This is a genomic window from Williamsia sp. Y721 (genome assembly GCF_059683565.1).
Genome location: NZ_JCASNH010000001.1, coordinates 377,819 through 394,576, shown reverse-complemented (window position 1 = coordinate 394,576; position 16,758 = coordinate 377,819). Strand labels below are relative to the sequence as shown.

At 61.2% G+C, this 16,758-nt stretch carries 10 protein-coding genes; 5 read left to right on the top strand and 5 right to left on the bottom strand.

Annotated elements, in window-relative coordinates; all coding sequences use genetic code 11:
- Nucleotides 1-861: 861 nt before the first annotated feature.
- Nucleotides 862-2,100, top strand: coding sequence for an O-antigen ligase family protein (locus AC56PL_RS01785; RefSeq protein WP_497152838.1), 1,239 nt, complete (start codon nucleotides 862-864; stop codon nucleotides 2,098-2,100).
- Nucleotides 2,101-2,364: 264 nt separating this feature from the next.
- The gene (locus tag AC56PL_RS01780) at nucleotides 2,365-3,078 is read left to right on the top strand and encodes an SGNH/GDSL hydrolase family protein (RefSeq protein WP_497152837.1); all 714 of its coding nucleotides are present in this window, start codon (nucleotides 2,365-2,367) and stop codon (nucleotides 3,076-3,078) included.
- A 424-nt stretch (nucleotides 3,079-3,502) separates the two neighbouring features.
- Here AC56PL_RS01780 and AC56PL_RS01775 read toward each other — a convergent pair whose 3' ends face one another.
- From AC56PL_RS01775 to AC56PL_RS01755, 5 genes are all read right to left on the bottom strand, one after another.
- On the bottom strand, nucleotides 3,503-4,474 hold the full coding sequence (locus AC56PL_RS01775) for an alpha/beta hydrolase (RefSeq protein WP_497152836.1): 972 nt from the start codon (nucleotides 4,472-4,474) through the stop codon (nucleotides 3,503-3,505).
- A gap of 191 nt (nucleotides 4,475-4,665) precedes the next feature.
- On the bottom strand, nucleotides 4,666-6,378 hold the full coding sequence (locus AC56PL_RS01770) for a glycosyltransferase family protein (RefSeq protein ID WP_497152835.1): 1,713 nt from the start codon (nucleotides 6,376-6,378) through the stop codon (nucleotides 4,666-4,668).
- Nucleotides 6,368-8,329, bottom strand: a complete 1,962-nt coding sequence (locus AC56PL_RS01765) for a hypothetical protein (protein WP_497152834.1) — start codon at nucleotides 8,327-8,329, stop codon at nucleotides 6,368-6,370. Before AC56PL_RS01765 ends, AC56PL_RS01770 begins: the two co-directional genes overlap by 11 nt.
- Nucleotides 8,326-9,744, bottom strand: a complete 1,419-nt coding sequence (locus AC56PL_RS01760; protein ID WP_497152833.1) for a glycosyltransferase family 2 protein — start codon at nucleotides 9,742-9,744, stop codon at nucleotides 8,326-8,328. The genes AC56PL_RS01765 and AC56PL_RS01760 overlap by 4 nt, the downstream gene beginning before the upstream one ends.
- Nucleotides 9,741-11,159, bottom strand: coding sequence for a hypothetical protein (locus tag AC56PL_RS01755; RefSeq protein WP_497152832.1), 1,419 nt, complete (start codon nucleotides 11,157-11,159; stop codon nucleotides 9,741-9,743). The genes AC56PL_RS01760 and AC56PL_RS01755 overlap by 4 nt, the downstream gene beginning before the upstream one ends.
- Nucleotides 11,160-12,222: 1,063 nt before the next feature.
- Between AC56PL_RS01755 and AC56PL_RS01750 the strand changes: the two genes are divergently transcribed.
- The 3 genes from AC56PL_RS01750 to AC56PL_RS01740 all read left to right on the top strand — a co-directional run bounded on the left by AC56PL_RS01750 (nucleotide 12,223) and on the right by AC56PL_RS01740 (nucleotide 16,739).
- Nucleotides 12,223-13,503: a nucleotide sugar dehydrogenase gene (locus tag AC56PL_RS01750; protein ID WP_495514710.1), complete on the top strand. Its 1,281-nt coding sequence runs from the start codon at nucleotides 12,223-12,225 to the stop codon at nucleotides 13,501-13,503.
- A gap of 4 nt (nucleotides 13,504-13,507) precedes the next feature.
- Nucleotides 13,508-15,016 (top strand): glycosyltransferase family 2 protein, encoded by a 1,509-nt coding sequence (locus tag AC56PL_RS01745; RefSeq protein WP_497152831.1) that lies wholly within the window; start codon nucleotides 13,508-13,510, stop codon nucleotides 15,014-15,016.
- A gap of 100 nt (nucleotides 15,017-15,116) precedes the next feature.
- A complete protein-coding gene (locus AC56PL_RS01740; protein ID WP_497152830.1) occupies nucleotides 15,117-16,739 on the top strand; it encodes a polysaccharide deacetylase family protein in 1,623 nt (540 codons plus the stop codon).
- The last annotated feature ends 19 nt before the right edge of the window (nucleotides 16,740-16,758 follow it).

The following is a 16,758-nucleotide window of genomic DNA, read 5'->3' as shown; positions in this document are numbered from 1 at the left end:
GACACTTCATAGACCGTAGAAAATGGGTAGCGACGTAGATCGGCGTCGGACTATTTCTCAACCGCCGCAACCGTGACTACCGTCGTGCTCGTAATCGGTTCTCCAAACGGAGTCCCCGCCTGGGTCAATGAGCCGAACGCCGGAAGCGCATTTCCTGAGTTTGAGGACGTGGCGACCATTGACGCGTTGATCTCGGAGCCCCGTGGCCCTCGGCACACTGGCGGAGAGCCAGGTGCGAACTATGCGAACTTCGTATGCCAGATTAGGCGCTGAAATTGCCTCTTCAAGGCGCGGTGCACGACTGGTTTTGTCGATCCCGTCGGGCGCAAAGACTGCAAAAGCGTATACTTCGAGCGCGTTTCAAAAGTAGCCGTCGGTACCTCTGTCAGAGGTTGTCGCGCGTTGGGGTATCAATAATCCATTACAGCTACCGTTCAGCCAGCGGTAGAGAGGATGATTACGGAGTTGAATGAGCAGTTCCGGGGCGTGAAGGTCGTGATCCTCGGTCCGCTGCAGGCCCGCCGCGATCATCAGACGTGACCATTGCTAATCGCGCGGCGATGACGGCCGGAGCAGGGGTCGGGTGCGCAATTCGCCGGGCCAGTCGGTGCACGGTGGATCACCGAGTCATTATTGGCGGCAGACCGCATTCAACTCAACTGCAACGGCGCTTGAATCTTCGGCGAACGGCTCGCCACAGAGATCTGATGGCCGCCCGAAAGCTCTCTGCCGTTAAGAAGCGGCCAAACCTAGTCAGCGAATGGGAACTTCATGCCTCATAATCGAGCGATGGTCACGACCGCTCGGAGCCCACAACGAAGCAGGGCTCAGATAGTGCGCCAGCCACCCTTACGTACTCCCATGACCCTGGTCGAATGGTTGTGGATCGCTATCGCAGTAGGGCTACCCATTTATCGCTCGCTACCGCCAGCGGTAGCGCAGATGTGGACACTCGGAACATTGGGTTTGATTCTGTGCAGCGCGCTAATCGGCTGGACTGCGCGACCAATCTACCCAGTGTTGTGGATTCTATGTGGATACTGTGTAGCCGTCTCGGCTCTCACCTCCGTTGACGAGCTGGGTGATTTTACCGAGAATCTATTTGTAGGTGGCCAGCTACTCGTGTTGCTTGGCCTCACACCGTTTGTTCTGGCCCGAGCCGTCCGAGTTCCGACCTTTTTGAGGCGCGTTGGCGCCGCATTTCTAATCGCGCAATCGGTGTCGGCGGCGGCGGGCATTCTCCAGGTCGTGGGTTTGACGGTTTCCGGAGCGTCTGTTGTCAACGGCCGTGCCCCTGGCCTCGCCGGGCATCCGAACGTGCTCGGCATCATGTCGTGTATCGCGTTGATATTAGTGCTCAACGAGGCGCTGCGGGGCGACCGGTCACGGTCGCTCCTGGCAGGGCTTGCTTTGGTTAACTTAGGCGGCCTTATCGCAACCGGTAGCCTCAGTTCCATGCTGGCCGCACTGGTGGGTCTGTCGGTCGCCGCAATCGCGATGCGAGTACGAGCGCGGCAGGTGTTTTGGTCAGTAGCTCTGGCTCTCGGGGCCTTTTTCCTGGCGGTCAATTTCACCGAGTTTGGGGAGAAGTTGGACAGTCCGACTGACCGTTTGCTGCAGGTGACGGGGCAAACGGAGGCTGTCAGCACACTCGACATTCGCGGCGATACCTATCAGTTCGCTTGGGACCACATCACATCGTCCCCGTTCGTCGGTGTGGGACTGAACTCCCACTCGGCTGCGTCGTTCGACAATGCCACAGTGGTCCACAATATCTTCCTCCGATCGTGGTTCCAGGGTGGCACGATGCTTGTACTAGCGGTGGGAGCTGTAATCCTTGCCGCGGTTGCCTTGGCGGTCCGATCCATGATGCGCGGGAGCAATGGGACGGCCGCTGGCGTGATGGTCGCAGTGCTTGTGTTCGCGCTGACGTCCGCGTTCTTTGAGCAGGCTTATTACTGGTTACCGGTCCTCGTTGCTTTCGCGGCGATGACACCGACTGCAACCGGAGGCAAGGCGGTCGACGCACTCGCCCACTTCACCTCTTATGACCCACACGCAACTTCAGTCCCAAGTGGTGGTGGTACTTGGCAGCGATGATGATCCGTATCCTGCGGTGAAGTACGCATTCCCACAGAAGTCGGTGCTGTGCAGTCAATCAGTACCCATATTCAACGCCAGTAGCAAAGCTAAAAGCTGGCGACTCCCAGTTTCCCCGTGAAGTCGCAGCGGCTTACGAAGAAGCGCCAAAGCAGGCGCCAGCAACCGTCATCCAAATGGATAACTAGATCCCCCTTTCTGCCGCCCCAATTCCACGGGGCCTTGTCAAGTAGTGGGTATTGAGCAGGTGAGAGGATATTGTTCATGAAGCGCAGGAAAATGGGGCCGCGAACGTGGATTAGCGCTGGCCTGGTCGGTGCCCTCGCACTAGTCGTCACCGCCGCCGTGATGGTTGATACGTCTTCACACGAGGAAGCACCCGTCGCGTCGTCGATACCGTCGGTGGCACCGATCCCCCCTCTCGAACCACTCTGGCCCACTGCCGCCTTCATCGGTGACTCTTTCACGGTTGGCGCGAAGGCTGGCAGCCCAGAAGCCAATTACGCCAACGTGGTGTGCGAAATCAAACAATGGATCTGCATTCTCAACGGCGAAGGCAGCACTGGCTTCGTCAATCCCGGCGGGCACAAAGATGGCAAGAGCATCTATTTCGATCGCATTCCTAAAATCGGACTCGCAGCGCTTCCATCGGTGGTGGTGGTGCAGGGTGGCATCAACGACCCAGGGACGCCCACCGTGCAACCGGCGGTTCAGAGGATGATTGTCGAACTTAAGGAACAGTTCCCGGGCGTACGGGTTGTGATCCTGGGACCCATTCAGCCTCCGCGTCGTTCACCTAGTGTGATCAACGCGAACCGTCTAGCCATGAAGGCTGGGGCGGAAGCCGAGGGCGTGCAGTTTGTCGATCCAATCGCAGGGCGATGGTTCACCGATGAGTCCCTGATCTCCGACGACGGCATCAACCCCAACGCCGCAGGCTACCGAGTCTTCGCTGAACGACTGGCCGCCGAGATCTGAGCCAAGGAATTTTCCAAAGGTTCCACCTCAGCGAAGTCTGCCTACGCTAGTGCAGCAAATTTCGCGGCGAATCTCGACGGGACACCTGCTTTCGGTCCAACTTCATGCAGACGCTCAATGCCGGCACTGACACACCCGGTCTGACGCGCTACTACTCGATCCGTGGTGAACGTGAGTACAGCGATGGACGACTCGACGGTGGTCAATGTCGCCTTGCTGCAATACCGGCAATTCCCGGCGTCAACGGAGCCATCGAACACAACATGACGCCCAACAACCCCGTTGGTGTGGTCAGTTGTGAGTTCCGCGCTGACGGGCGAATGCCCAGGGACCTACGTTGTCGATCGCGACAACGCAGTCACGCCCGAAAGCGCAATCCGACTGAGTTTTCCGAACTGAGCAGACTGCGCAAGATCGCCGATACTCAACCAATACCGAGCGACCGGGACAACATGGGCCACGAGGCGTGGAAGTCGTCGTTCCAATAGCTCCATGCATGGGTGCCCGTGAACCTGAAGTGGGTGGTCGGGCTCATGCCCAGAGACGCCAACCGAAAGGCGAAGGCCTGCGTGCACGCATTGGTGACTGCCTCGATCAATCCACCGGCGACGATCTGATCAACGAGCTTGGCAATATCACCATCGATGTACGAATTGTTCAGCACGTCATACTGTCCCGGCAATCCGGTCCCCGATGACAGAAAGACCTCCGTCCCACGGAGTCGCTCGGCATGCACGAATGGATCGTGCGCCGCCCACGCAGGGTCGTCCGGTGGCCCATACATGTTTGCCGGATCACCCTTACCGACGTGGTTCATCGTGATTCGGATCAGGGCCTGCCCCACGGGATCGCTGACGCTGGCGCACCCGCTGTACGCCGCAACGCCCTTGTACAGTCCTGGTTTCGCAATCGCGAGTTGCAGTGCCGATGTCGCCACTTGCGACATACCCACCACAGCGTTGCGACCCGTCGTGTCCAGCAGTTCATCGATGACCGGTGGCAGCTCCTCGGTCATGAACGTCTCCCACTTGGCCACGCCGAAGTCCGGGTCGGGCTTCTGCCAATCCGTCCAGTAAGCATTGACTCCGCCGGATGGCGCCACGATGTTGACATGATCGTCGTCGAGGAACTCGGCGATATCGGTTCCCGCGTAGCGCCCGCCGCCATCGAGGAGATACAAGACGGGAGCAGGGGTCGAAGTATCTGCGGGGCGTCGAATATGCACCGTCACATCGCGACCCATCGACGCCGACCACACCGGTATTTTGAACTCGCGCGACGCTGCGGCCGACCTGCTCAGCTGCGACCCATCTCTACGCGACAACTCGCGGTCCCAATAGCCGATGTCCCCACTGTCAGCAGCACCCGATTGCGACGGAGGTGGGGGCGCTGCCACCGCCGTACCTGTACCCGTCAGCAGACACGCAGCCACCGCCACACAGACCCCGAGACGCGAAAAGACCGACGGACTTAACATTACTATTTCCCACCCCAGCAATATCAAAACAGTGGATACATTCCGTAGCAGGCTAACCCGCTCAGCGGGATAATTCGTTTTCGATACCAACGTGTTACCGCTGGCGAGCTCTAGGTGCCGGCGATCGAATAGATCCGGAACTGAGCGCCCCCGTTAGGGCCGTGGATGGTCATCACCAAGGTGGCGAACCCGGCGCCATCTTCCCAGAAAGTGGGATATCGAACATTGATGGAATCGAGTTCACCGAGTCCGGAAGGCTTGGGCGCCAAAATGTATCGCACACCCTCGCGTGCCGGATCGTTGAGTTTGGTAAAAAAGTCGTAGTCACTGCGCACCACAAACTGTTTCGAGTGTTCCGACCACAACCACATGCGCGAGAGACCAAAGGTGTCCACGAGGATCGACCCTTCGGGCAGATTCTGCGCGTCGAACCAACGGACGGTATTCCTGGAGACTTCACCGAACCAGTAGAACCAATACTCCGACTTGGGATATTGCTCAGGCCAGAATGCCGAACGTAGTCCGTACTCTTCTTTACCTATCGCCGGGTTGAGCATCGATTTCCACGTCACCGGCACCGATGTCAGCAACACCGCGGCCATGAGCAAGGTCGCCCACGCTGACGGTCGCCGCCACCTCGACGACTTCGCGGGGGCTCGAGCACCCGGTGGGCGCCACGTACACATCAACGCCACCACGACCAGCGGGATGGCACCCATGAAGAACCTGAACCAGCCGAACGTCGATCCCGACAGAATGGCGTACGACTGGAAGGTGAGCACCGACCCGAACACCGCGAGTGGCGCTGCTGCCTGGAGCGTCCGATTTCGAATAGAGAAGGCCACCACCGCAATCGCGACCACAAGTATCAACGGTTCGGTGCCGAAAACGTTCGCAGCAATGGTCTTCAGGAGCGGAACGTACCCGGTGCTCTCGGCCGAGACGATTCCGGCTGCCTCCACCTGGGCTGCGTTGCCGTACTGCGAGGTGAACTGGGCAAACAGGGAACCGTCCAACATCCAGCCAGTCAGCGCCCACAACACAAAAGCACCAGCCAATGGGAAGGCCACTATCACCACGTCGTGAACAGCAAGTGCTGCAGCAGTTTTGAGTGGACGCTCAGCCCGATGTTGGCGCAGAATCGACACACCGAACACCAGAATGGCCACTGCTGCACCGGCCACCACTGCCTCGTAGCGCGTCAGATACGCCAAACCCAACGCGATGCCCGCCCAGGTGAGATCGTCGACGCGTGCCGTTCGCATCCACTGCAGCAACCGCCGGCACGCCCACAGCAACAGAAAGAAGAACGGCGCCTCACTCATACCCGACCCGGCGTAGAGGATGACCATCGGATTGAGCGCAAATGCCGCTATCGCAAGCCATCTCGCGACCGTCGGGACGTGACAGTCGAGTCCGATCCTGCGTACCTGCCAGACCGCACCTGCCATGAACAGCGCACTCATCACGGCGCCGGCGAAGCCCACCGTCTTCAACTCCGGCCACCACGCACTCAGCGGCAACAGCGGTATTTCCACAAGACTGGGCAGGGGATTCCACACGAAGCCGATGGCGCCCAGGTGAGGATCACGGCTCATGATCGTGTAGCCGGCGTTTCCTACCCGGCTACTGGCGTCGGGATTGATGTACCCGACAACCAGATAGAGGTAGTAACCCACCGCGAGGTATGCGCCTGCGCAGAGGACGAACAGCGCCAGACCCCAGCGCTTTTCGGCCCTCGTACGCAACCGGGTCCGCGAGCGACCGGTGTCGGCCGCCTCGGCTTCACCGACCGAGGTCGGCGCGATCAGTTCAACTGTCATGATCCGCGGTGGTCGGGTCTGCTGCGGTGGAGCGACGGCGCCGCAAGATCAACAGCACACCGGCCATTGCCCCGACACCTATCCCGACCGCCACCGCGGCCCATACCCACACCGCCCAGCCGTCTCCTACGTCGGGACCGGAAGCCGGCAGTCCGTCACTGTGGACGGTCAAGACTGTCGGTACTCCACCGAGACCCGCGACCAGGACGTCGCCGGTGAGGTTGCCCAAGCCGCTTTCCAGGGAGTCGAGGTACCCGAACAGCGGGTCGACCAATGCCCAGTCACCGGACGTCGTCACCACGACCAGCGTCCGATTGTCTTGCGCATACGACTGGATGCTGCCAAGTCCGCTCGGGATCTGGGCGACAATCGCTGCCGGCACATCGATGGTGGTGGTCTCCCCCACCGCGTCGATCGGTGGATGCAGCCCCGCTGCGGTGATCGACTCGGCGGACGCCACGATCAGCGCGCCCGAACCACTGCGTGCGGCCGTGTCCAGATCGACGACGATGGGCCGCAGGATCTCCGGCGACAACTGCTGTACCGCAGCGACCATGTCAGCCGCATGGGTCAGGGTGCTCGGGTCAGAATCGTCGGTCGCCACCTGGAATGTGGGTGCCCACGCCAGCGGCAACGCCGAGAAGCCCCCGACCGCGCCATCCCGCGTGTGGGCCGTGGCCGTCGAACTCGGCTCCACCTCGAAGGTCAACGGCACGGTCCGCGGGTTGCACGCGCCGGGAGCGGGCTCGTACGAAACCACTATCGCCAACTCGGCACTGGAAGCTACGCGTTGTGCCGGAATGGTGAACTGCGCGTGTAGTTTCCCGCTCTCTCCGAGAGCTGCCGAGTAGATGGTCTGCCCGTCAGCCTGCACCAGCACCGTGGACTTTTCGCTCTCCTGCACCGGCGTATAGATGGCTCGAAGATCAACATCAACAGTGCCGGGGTTGCTCAGCGCGAAGACCGCCGGATCGAACCCGGTGTAGAGAGTGGCCTGACCGAGAGCGGATACCTTGAGGTTCTGCGAAAAGTGCTCAAACATAACGGTGTTCGAACCCTGCACCGAGGACGCATCAACGGAATCAACGGCCACAGAGGGGACTTGCGCCAGAGCCAGCAGTCCGCTGGTGAACAGCTCCACCTGCTTCGCCAGCGATTCATTCCCACCGGTGATCGCGAGATAGGGCGCACCCCCGTTGGGGTTCAGCGTTATCGCACCAGCTGCGGAGTCCCGGACCACGACGGTTCGCGAGAAGTTGTCGAAGGCCGCCCGCGGCGGCTCGGTGTTGCGGCCCAGCGTCCGGACCGAGATGTCGATCGGGAGCGGACGGTAGTGATTGGTCAGCGCTGCAACAAGACTGAGGACTGCTTGCTTTTCGGCGACGGTCGGCACCGGGTCTACGTACACGACGGCGTTCGGCAGTATCGATGGAAAGAACTGCTGCACCGTCGTCGGACGCGCCTGTTGGCCCGCAAACCTCACTGCCAGGTTGCTCAACGTCAATTGCGGGATCGGGCCGCAGGCCTGGTCGAGCCCGGTCGAACGAAGGACCAGCCTGATCACGGCGGCATGATCCTGCACCGGAACTGCCGAGATGTCGACGGCGAACGGAGTCGCCTGCAACGCGGCACCTGCCGGGGGCACCGGTATCGCACCGATGATCTGTCCATCACCGCCCTGGATCTCGACATAGCCGTTGACGACATTGACCGCCGGCTGCAATTGCCCGGTCAGGCTCGTCGGGCGGACACCGTCGGGAGCGGGAATCGTCACTGTCTGAGGTGCATTGATCGCACCGAATGACACCGTCGATCCCATCCCCAATTGCCGCCAGCCCAAAGTCGTGCTGACGCCGGGCTCGTCACCGGGAGCACCCCATGCCGGCCCAACACCTGACACCAGGCCGACCACGACCAGGAGTCCTCCACACAATCGACGCAACGTTGTCACTTCTTGTCCACTTTCTTCGAAGACAGCCCGTGGACCGTCTTCTCCCAATACGAAGGTTTGTAAGCGATTTGCAGCAGCCCTTTCACAGCGGCGAGCGACTGCAGGATCCAGTACGCCGGCACCAACAGTGCTGCGACCAGCAGATACGGCTTCTCTCGCGCGCGTGTCGAGATGATGCCCAGCAGGATGGTCAACAAATTGCCGACGGTGAACATCAGCAGACAGACGTAGTAGATCGGGCCGGGAAAGAGGTTCAGCATGAAATCCGGGTGCCCGGCGTACCAGACGAGCAGCGACGCCCAGAACCCGAGATTGAGCACATTGGCCACCGGCATGCCGATCGTCAGGTTCGCGATCCGCAACAGCGGGACGAAACCGACCTGCCGGTAGAGCGACAGCGGTCGGCGGGCGTGTACCAAGAACGTCTGAACGTAGCCCTTGTACCAACGGGATCGTTGCCGAATCCAGTTCACCACATCGGGATTCGCTTCCTCTTCGGTCAGCGAATCGAGCACCAGTGTCCGATACCCGTGCCGGCCGAGCCTGATGCCGAGGTCGGCGTCTTCGGTGACGTTGTAGGCGTCCCAACCGCCGAGAGCCCGCAACACCGAGGTCCGGATGTGGTTGGACGTGCCACCCAGGGGAATGATGCAGTTTGACTCGCTCAGCGCCGACAGCATGTACGAGAACCACTGGTCGTACTCGATCGCGAACCACTTCGTGAGTAGGTTGTCACGTTCGTTGTAGTACCCCAGACGCGCTTGAATCGACGCGACGTCCGACGGACTGTGCGCAAATACCCATGCCGCCCTGCGTAATTGGAGCGGATCAGGAACGTCTTCGGCGTCGTAGATGGTGACGTACTCGCTGCGATCGAGGTCCAGGGCCATCGCATAGTTGCAGGCTTTGGGTTTGGTCCTGGGCTCACTCGGTGGCACGAGCACCTTGGTCACACCGGGCAGTTCAGCGGCTTCGTAGGCGGTGATCGTGGCGCTGTCGTCGGCCTCGAGTACCAGGAAGATGTCGAGTTTGTCTGCCGGATAGTCGAGTTGGCCCACACCCTCGACCAGGGTCTGGACGATCTCCGGTTCGTCGTATACCGGCAGCAAAACCGTGTACCGCGGGAGATCCTCGTCGGGTATCGCCCGTGCATCCTCGTCGGAGACCTGCACCACGCCCTTGCCGTAGAGGCCACGCAGAAGCAACACGGTTTTGTCTACGGTGGAAACCAGAAAGTAGATCGACGCAAGCGATGCCACACAACTCACCGTCAGCCGCCAGTTCAGGATCGTCGCAACCACAACGACAAGGACGAACACCACACCACCGACCTGCTGCCCACCGGTGAACGGGCGGCGCGCAGACAGTTCATCGGGCAACGGGACCGTGCGATCACCTTCGAAGATCGCGCTCATCGGCGATCCTGCGCGGAATCCACGATGATCTCGGCTATGCCGGCCAACTGCGGTTCAAGGTTGGTTCGGGTGCCCTGGTCCGACGTCGGTGCAATCAGCAACCACTCGAGTGGCTTCAACACGGTGTTGGTGTAGTTCAGCGACGACGGTTCGGGAACCCTCTCCGGTGCTCCCTCTTCGCGCGAACCGAGCAGGTAGACCGTCTGATATTGCGTATCGAGACCGGTTTTGGTGCGCCATACCCAGTAGCGTGCCGCCCAGAGCGACTGCCCCGGCGTCGTGGCGGTATCAAGTTGATTGCTGAGTTCTCCGAATTGGGTGATCTCGCGATCGTTACCCACAAATCCGGCTCCCAGCACCACCGGAGGCGCCGACGCGTACCAGATCCCGCGGCGGAAGCTGGAGAACCGGCCGAGATGCGGGCTGGTGAAGACGTCGAGGAATGCCACCTCATCACCGATCTGCACCCGGTGGCGCACCACCGAGCCGTCATCACCCATGAATCTCGGACCCCACTCGAACGTCTGCGGTTCACCGACAACAACGCCGCTGGTCGCCAGGTTGTCGATCCAGTCGGGTTGGGCCCACATCAGTCGATCCGAATCGGGCAGGTCGAGCGGACGTGGTCCGGTCGCCAAGATCAAGAATGCCAGCGAAAACGCCACCACGATGGAGAGAGGTGACCGTTGCGGCAGCGAGATCCTGGTTGGAACGTGAACTCGCCGCGCCACCAGGACGATCACACCGGCGGTGCACACCGCGGTCGGAAGCAGGTAGACCACCGGGGTCGGCTGCTCCTTCAGCAACCAGGTGCCCGCCGTCCCGATCACCAAAAACGCGGGCGGCACCGACCACTTCAAGGGCGAACCGCGCAATGCCAGGAACGCGGCCATCGCACCGTAGAAGACGGTCATCACACCGAAGGCGAGGGTGGATCCACCCAGAAGCTTCCCGAGCATCAAAAAGTTGGGCGGGAAGCAGGCGACCATGAAGGCCCAGGTCAGGTAGTCGCGGACGACGCGGCGGATACCGAACGCCACGATGGACACACAGAAGATCCAGATGAGGGGCGGGATGAGGTCGGCATGCCAAAATGCCGCCACCCCCGGGAGCCGAGGTATGGCCGCGTTGGCGCAGATGATCCCGATGGTGCCGAACACCACCGCAACGATCCGGTCGAACTCCCCGTCGTTGATCTCTTTGCCGCGCGGAGTCCGATCCAGGCTGTAAGTGATCATCATGGACCAGACCGGAGTGAAGAACAGATACGCCACAGACGAGCCCGCGAGCACCCACTCCATATTGGAAACCCACACGGGCCAAAACGCGACAACGGTGCTGCCGATCGTGACAACAACCCGGGTGTTGAACGAGAAGTCGCGAGGGCGCCCGACGGCCGAGAGAAATCTCGACAATTGCGGACGCGGCAGCCGAGAAGGTGGCGAAGGGGCGCTGGAGTTATAAACGTTCGGCGAATCCACCATCATCGCGACTTCCCCGAACCGAGCTCATTCGACAGACGAAAGCGAAATTCACGATCGGCAAACACGCGGCGAATCAATTGCAATGTTGACACTCCCGTGCATTTGCCCACGACACTTACCTCTTCAAATCGACCAATTCCAATCAATTCACACACGAATTGACACGGTGTGTCAATTCGTGCCGAACCAGGGCTTCGAATCCCGAGTAACCAAGTAGCGCAGCCACTTCGGCTTGTGAATGTGACGATCAGAAACGAGTGATCGTGGCGATCATTACTGCATTTCGCACTCCGGAATGCGCCCCTGGCATTCGAGTGCGCGGGGACGGAGTTGATATTTTCCCAAGGGCACACCAGCCGCAATAGAACCGCGATTAGAGATTTGTATTCACCAATTCACATTCCACTTGCGACAAACCACAAGTGCAGCACTCGGCGACGGCGCTGACCGGCACCGCAAATCTCCCGGTGCCCGAAGTCGGCGCCTTGGGACGCAACCACAGCCCCGGTGATCCAATTCACAAAAATTAAATGATGGTCGTCGACGTCGACAGTTTTCCGGCCGCGCAGCCACGGCCGCAACAGAGATATGAATCTAACGATCATCGAACACTGACTCTAACGATCAGTATTGAAGTTGATACTCCAAATTATCGCAATAATTCGAGAATATAGAAAGGCAATTTACATCCTTTTAAATAGGGACCAAAGTCCCAACAAGACGTAGTCCAAACAGCTTCACACGCCTAACGTTGCGCACATTATTTGGCAGTAAAACTGCAGCACACGGTACTGTCTGTGGTGTGCAGGGCGCGGACCAGCGCGTCGGGCAGCAGCCTTGGTTTCGGGAGAGATATCCGAGATCCGCGCTCTCACGTCGTCTTCTCCTCCCGGAGATCGACACGTGAAGAGCACCAAATAACTCATCAAAATATCGCTAGAGATCAGCGCTGGAATGCGCATGCCTCGGCGTGGCACTGAAAGGAATTCAAAAAATGGATTACCCCAGGAAAGACGTTGTTGCCGTGGTCGGTCTCGGTTATGTGGGCCTGCCCACTGCAATGTCGTTGGTGGCCGCCGGACATCGTGTTGTCGGTTTCGACGTCGCGGTGCAGCGATTGACGAACATTGCAGCGGCTGACGTCGATCTTCCCCAGGACGACCTGGCGCGGCTGCGCACTGACGTAGCGTCCGGTCACCTCGAACTCACCCTTGACGCCGATCGGCTCCGGGACGCCGACACCGTGATCGTTTGCGTCCCCACTCCCGTCGACGAGAGCCAAGCTCCCGATCTGTCGGCCCTGCACGCTGCGTGTAGCACCGTCGTCGCCCAGGCCCGCCCAGGTCAGACCATTGTTCTGACCTCCACAACCTATGTCGGATGCACCCGCGAACTGCTGGTAGGTCCACTGAGCGACCGCGGTATGACCGTCGGCGACGACGTCTTTGTTGCGTTCTCGCCCGAGCGGATCGACCCGGGCGTCGTCGGACACGAGCCGACCGCCACCCCGCGCGTCATCGGTGGGGTCACCCCCGCTTGCACCCAGCGCGCATCCGAAGTGCTGGCCTCGACCGCCGCCCGGCTTCATGAGGTGTCCTCCCCGGAAGTCGCAGAGATGGCCAAACTGCTCGAAAACACCTTTCGCGCAGTCAACATCGCCTTCGTCAACGAGTTCGCCGAGGCCGCCGAATCGCTGGGTTTGCCGATCACCGAGGTCATCGATGCCGCCGCGACCAAGCCCTACGGCTTCATGAAGTTCACCCCGGGACCCGGCGTCGGCGGACACTGCATCCCCTGCGATCCGCACTACCTGCTCTGGCAGTTGCGGCGCGGCCGCCACAGCGCCCCCATCACCGAAGCGGCGATGGCGGGCATCGTTCAGCGGCCGGCAGCAATCGTGAACAAGGTCCGAACCCGGCTTGCCGACCTGGGCAAACCACTCAAAGGCGCGCGCGTGCACATCGTCGGGGTGGCCTACAAACCCGGTGTGGCCGACGTTCGAGAGTCACCGGCCTTGGAGATCATGGCGGACATGATCCGTGCCGGCGCACTCGTGACGTACTCCGATGCGTTTGTACCGTCGGTCGCGATCGATGGACGACGGATCCCGCCGTCATCGGTTGAAGCCGCCGAATCCTCCGATCTGATCCTCGTCCACACCATTCACCCCGGTGAGACAGACTGGTGGACAGCTCATTCCGAGGCGAACGGCCGACCGCAGGTACTCGATGTCACCTACCGGTCCCAGCCGCGCCTCATCGCGGACGTGCACTGAAGCGATGGTCCTCGATCATTCGACTCGGTCCACTCCCCGGACCGGGTCAGGACAAGCGTGGGCGCCACCGGCCGGCTCTGCCGCCCAGATCGACGCAGAACGTTGGGGTGCACCACGAGCTACTCGTCGTTGGTTCGACAACTGGGACCCCCACGTCCGACGGGCCACCAAGATGCTCATCGCGGTCGTTGCTCTCACCCCGCTATTTGCGCTGCTGGCACGCCAGTTCCCCGAGATCATCTTCGATCCGTGGATCATGCTCTATGGCTTCTTCGTGTTGTCTTCGACGATCTACGCCTTCACCCTCGCATATGCCCGCTACGAGGATCCGGCCGAGTCGCGGCACTCCAACCACGTTGCACCCTTGAGCTTTCCACCGCTCGACGCGGTTCCGACGGTGAGCTTCCTGGTCGCGATCAAGGACGAACGGGACGTCATCGAACGGTGTGTACGGTCGATGGTCGAATCGGACTACCCGGACCTCGAGGTCATCGTCGTCGACGACGCCTCCACCGATGGCACCACTGAGATCCTTCGGCACCTGAAGACCGAGTTGGATTTCACCCTGATCGAACTCGTGCAGAACGTCGGCAAGAAGAACGCACTGGTCCGTGGCGCCGAAGTCGCGCGCGGCGAGGTCATCGGATTCACCGACTCCGACTGTGTCCTGGCACCAGATGCCCTGCGGCGCTGCGTTGCTGCGCTGGTATCCGAGGCCGACCTCGGTGCCGTCTCCGGGCATGCACGGGCACTCAATGCCGACTCGACACTCCTGACGAAGATCCAGGACACCTGGTACGAAGGGTCCTTCCGAGTTGTCAAGGCAGCTGAGGCATCGGTCGGATCCGTCACCTGCGTGTCCGGTCCCCTGGCCGTCTTCCGGCGCGACGCCATCTGGAACTACCTGCCGGCGTGGGCAAATGATCGCTTCCTCGGCGGCGAGTTCAAGTTCGCCACCGACCGCCAGCTCACCGGCTATGTGCTCGGTCAGAAGTGGCGCGGGCAGGCGCTCAAGAGTCAGTACCCCGACTCTTCCTTCGTCACCGAAGTTGACTATCCCGAACGCAAGTGGCGAGTGGGCTACGTTCGATCCGCCAAGGTGTGGACGGTGGTACCCGAGTCCACGAAGGCCTTCTTCAAGCAGCAGGTCCGCTGGAAGAAGAGCTTCATCCGCAACCTGTGCTTCTCGGGAACATTCATGTGGCGGCGCGGCATTCAGGCCTCGATCCTCTACTACGGTCACGCGCTGTGGGTTGCCGCTGCACCGCTGATGGCGATTCGGCACATGATCTGGGCACCGATCAACGGTCTGTGGTTGCTCACAGCTCTGTACCTGGCCGGCATCTTCATCAAGGGCTGCGCGTGGGCGCTCGCCTTTGCGATCGACAATCCCAATTCGACGCGCTGGCGCTACCGCCCACTGATGGGGTTGATCTCCACGCTGTGCCTGTCCTGGCTACTCCCCTACTCATTGCTGACGATTCGTCGCAGCATCTGGTCGAGGTCACTGTGAGTCTGAAGTCCCGAAAGATCCTGCGCGTCATGCTCACCGCCGCGTTTGTTGCTCTCGCCGTCGTTGTGTACGTCTTCGTCTTGAGCCGGGGCACGCTGCCATGAAGTTGCTGGATCGGAACCACGAAGCACACGAACGGGCGGCGATCACCCGGTCCCACGGAGCCGCGCTCATGCCAGAACTCGGTCCGGCCGCTCGGCGTGGGCATGTGGGCCTACGTCTCTCGGCGGTCGGCCTGCGGGTACTGGCAGTGGCGATCGTCCTGTCATTGGTGGCCGTCGCCGTTGGCCTGTGGTGGTGGCAGACTTACCTCGGGTCCCGGGAGGACACTGCCGCACCGGCATTCAACACCGAAGACACTCAGGCGTTCAACGGGTGGGCCGCGGAGAACGCGGCGCGTGAAGGGTCCGGCTACGGCGCCGCCCCCATCGTGCTGACCTACCATGACATCAGCCCGGACCCCGAGGCCGGACACTATGTGATCAGCCCCGAAGCCTTTGCCTCGCAGATGAAGATGCTGCGCGATGCCGGCTACCGCACATTGACCGGCTCTCAGTACAGCGACTACCTCCAGGGCGTCTACACGCCACCGGAACAGTCGGTGGTCATCACGTTCGACGACGGTACGTCCGGCCTCTACAAGTACGCCGACACGATTTTGCAAGACAACGGTTTCACCGCGATCAGCTTCCTCATCACCGCATCGGTCAGCACCAAACACCCGTACTACCTGACCTGGCAACAGGTCGATCGCATGCGTGACTCCGGTCGGTGGTCCTTCCAATCACACACCGACAGCCTCCACTACCGCACGTCCGTCGCGGGTCAACAACTTCCCGCGATGGCAGCGCTCGAGACCCAGAACGGCCAAGTCGAGACCGGCGAACACTTCGGTGAACGGATGCGCGACGACATCGCCGCATCCGACGCACAGTTCGCCGACCATGGATTGCCCGCGCCGACGTTGTTCTCCTACCCGTTCTCGGCGCCCAGTTCGCGAATAGCCAACGACGCCGTGAATATCTCGACCCAAGTCTTCGCAGACCACTACGTGGCCTCGTTCACCAACCACGGGCACCCCATCGCACCGGCTCCGGTCACCTCCCAACAGGCGACCCCACTGGAACGCCTCGAGGTCACTCGCGGCGAATCGACCCGTGCACTGTTCGAGCGTCTTCGCTCAGCGCAGACGCTCCCCGTGGTGCCGATGGCTCCGACCGCGGTGGACGACAGCTGGCTCGAACCCGGCCGTTTCTACCGGGGGCCGATCCATGACAGCGAGGTGCCCGCCGGAGTTGTCCGGTTCGATGCCGACACACTCACCTACACCGAGGCATTGTGGGCCGCGCAGCGGACTGATCAGTGGACCGACTACACACTGACCGCGACGGCGATCGACCTCGACCAGGGGAGCTCGGTCGGTCTGCGGGTCCGGACCGGTTCCGGCGTCGACCAGTCGGTCCGTCTGATGGTCGGCAGAGACCGCGCCACGGTCACCGACAGCGCCGATCGCGTTGTCGCCGCCCAAACATTGCAGGCCCGCAAAGCGCACTTTGTCCGAATCACCGTGTCGCCGCGGGAGACAACCATCTGGATCGACGACAGTATCGTCGCCACGGTCCCCTCCGACGACGGACGGGGCGCCTTCAGTGTCATCGGTAGTCGCAGTACTTCAGCGCAGCCCTTCGCCGCGTGGACCGCTCTGCGGATCACGCCTCTCTAGTTCCACAACCTCGTCAACC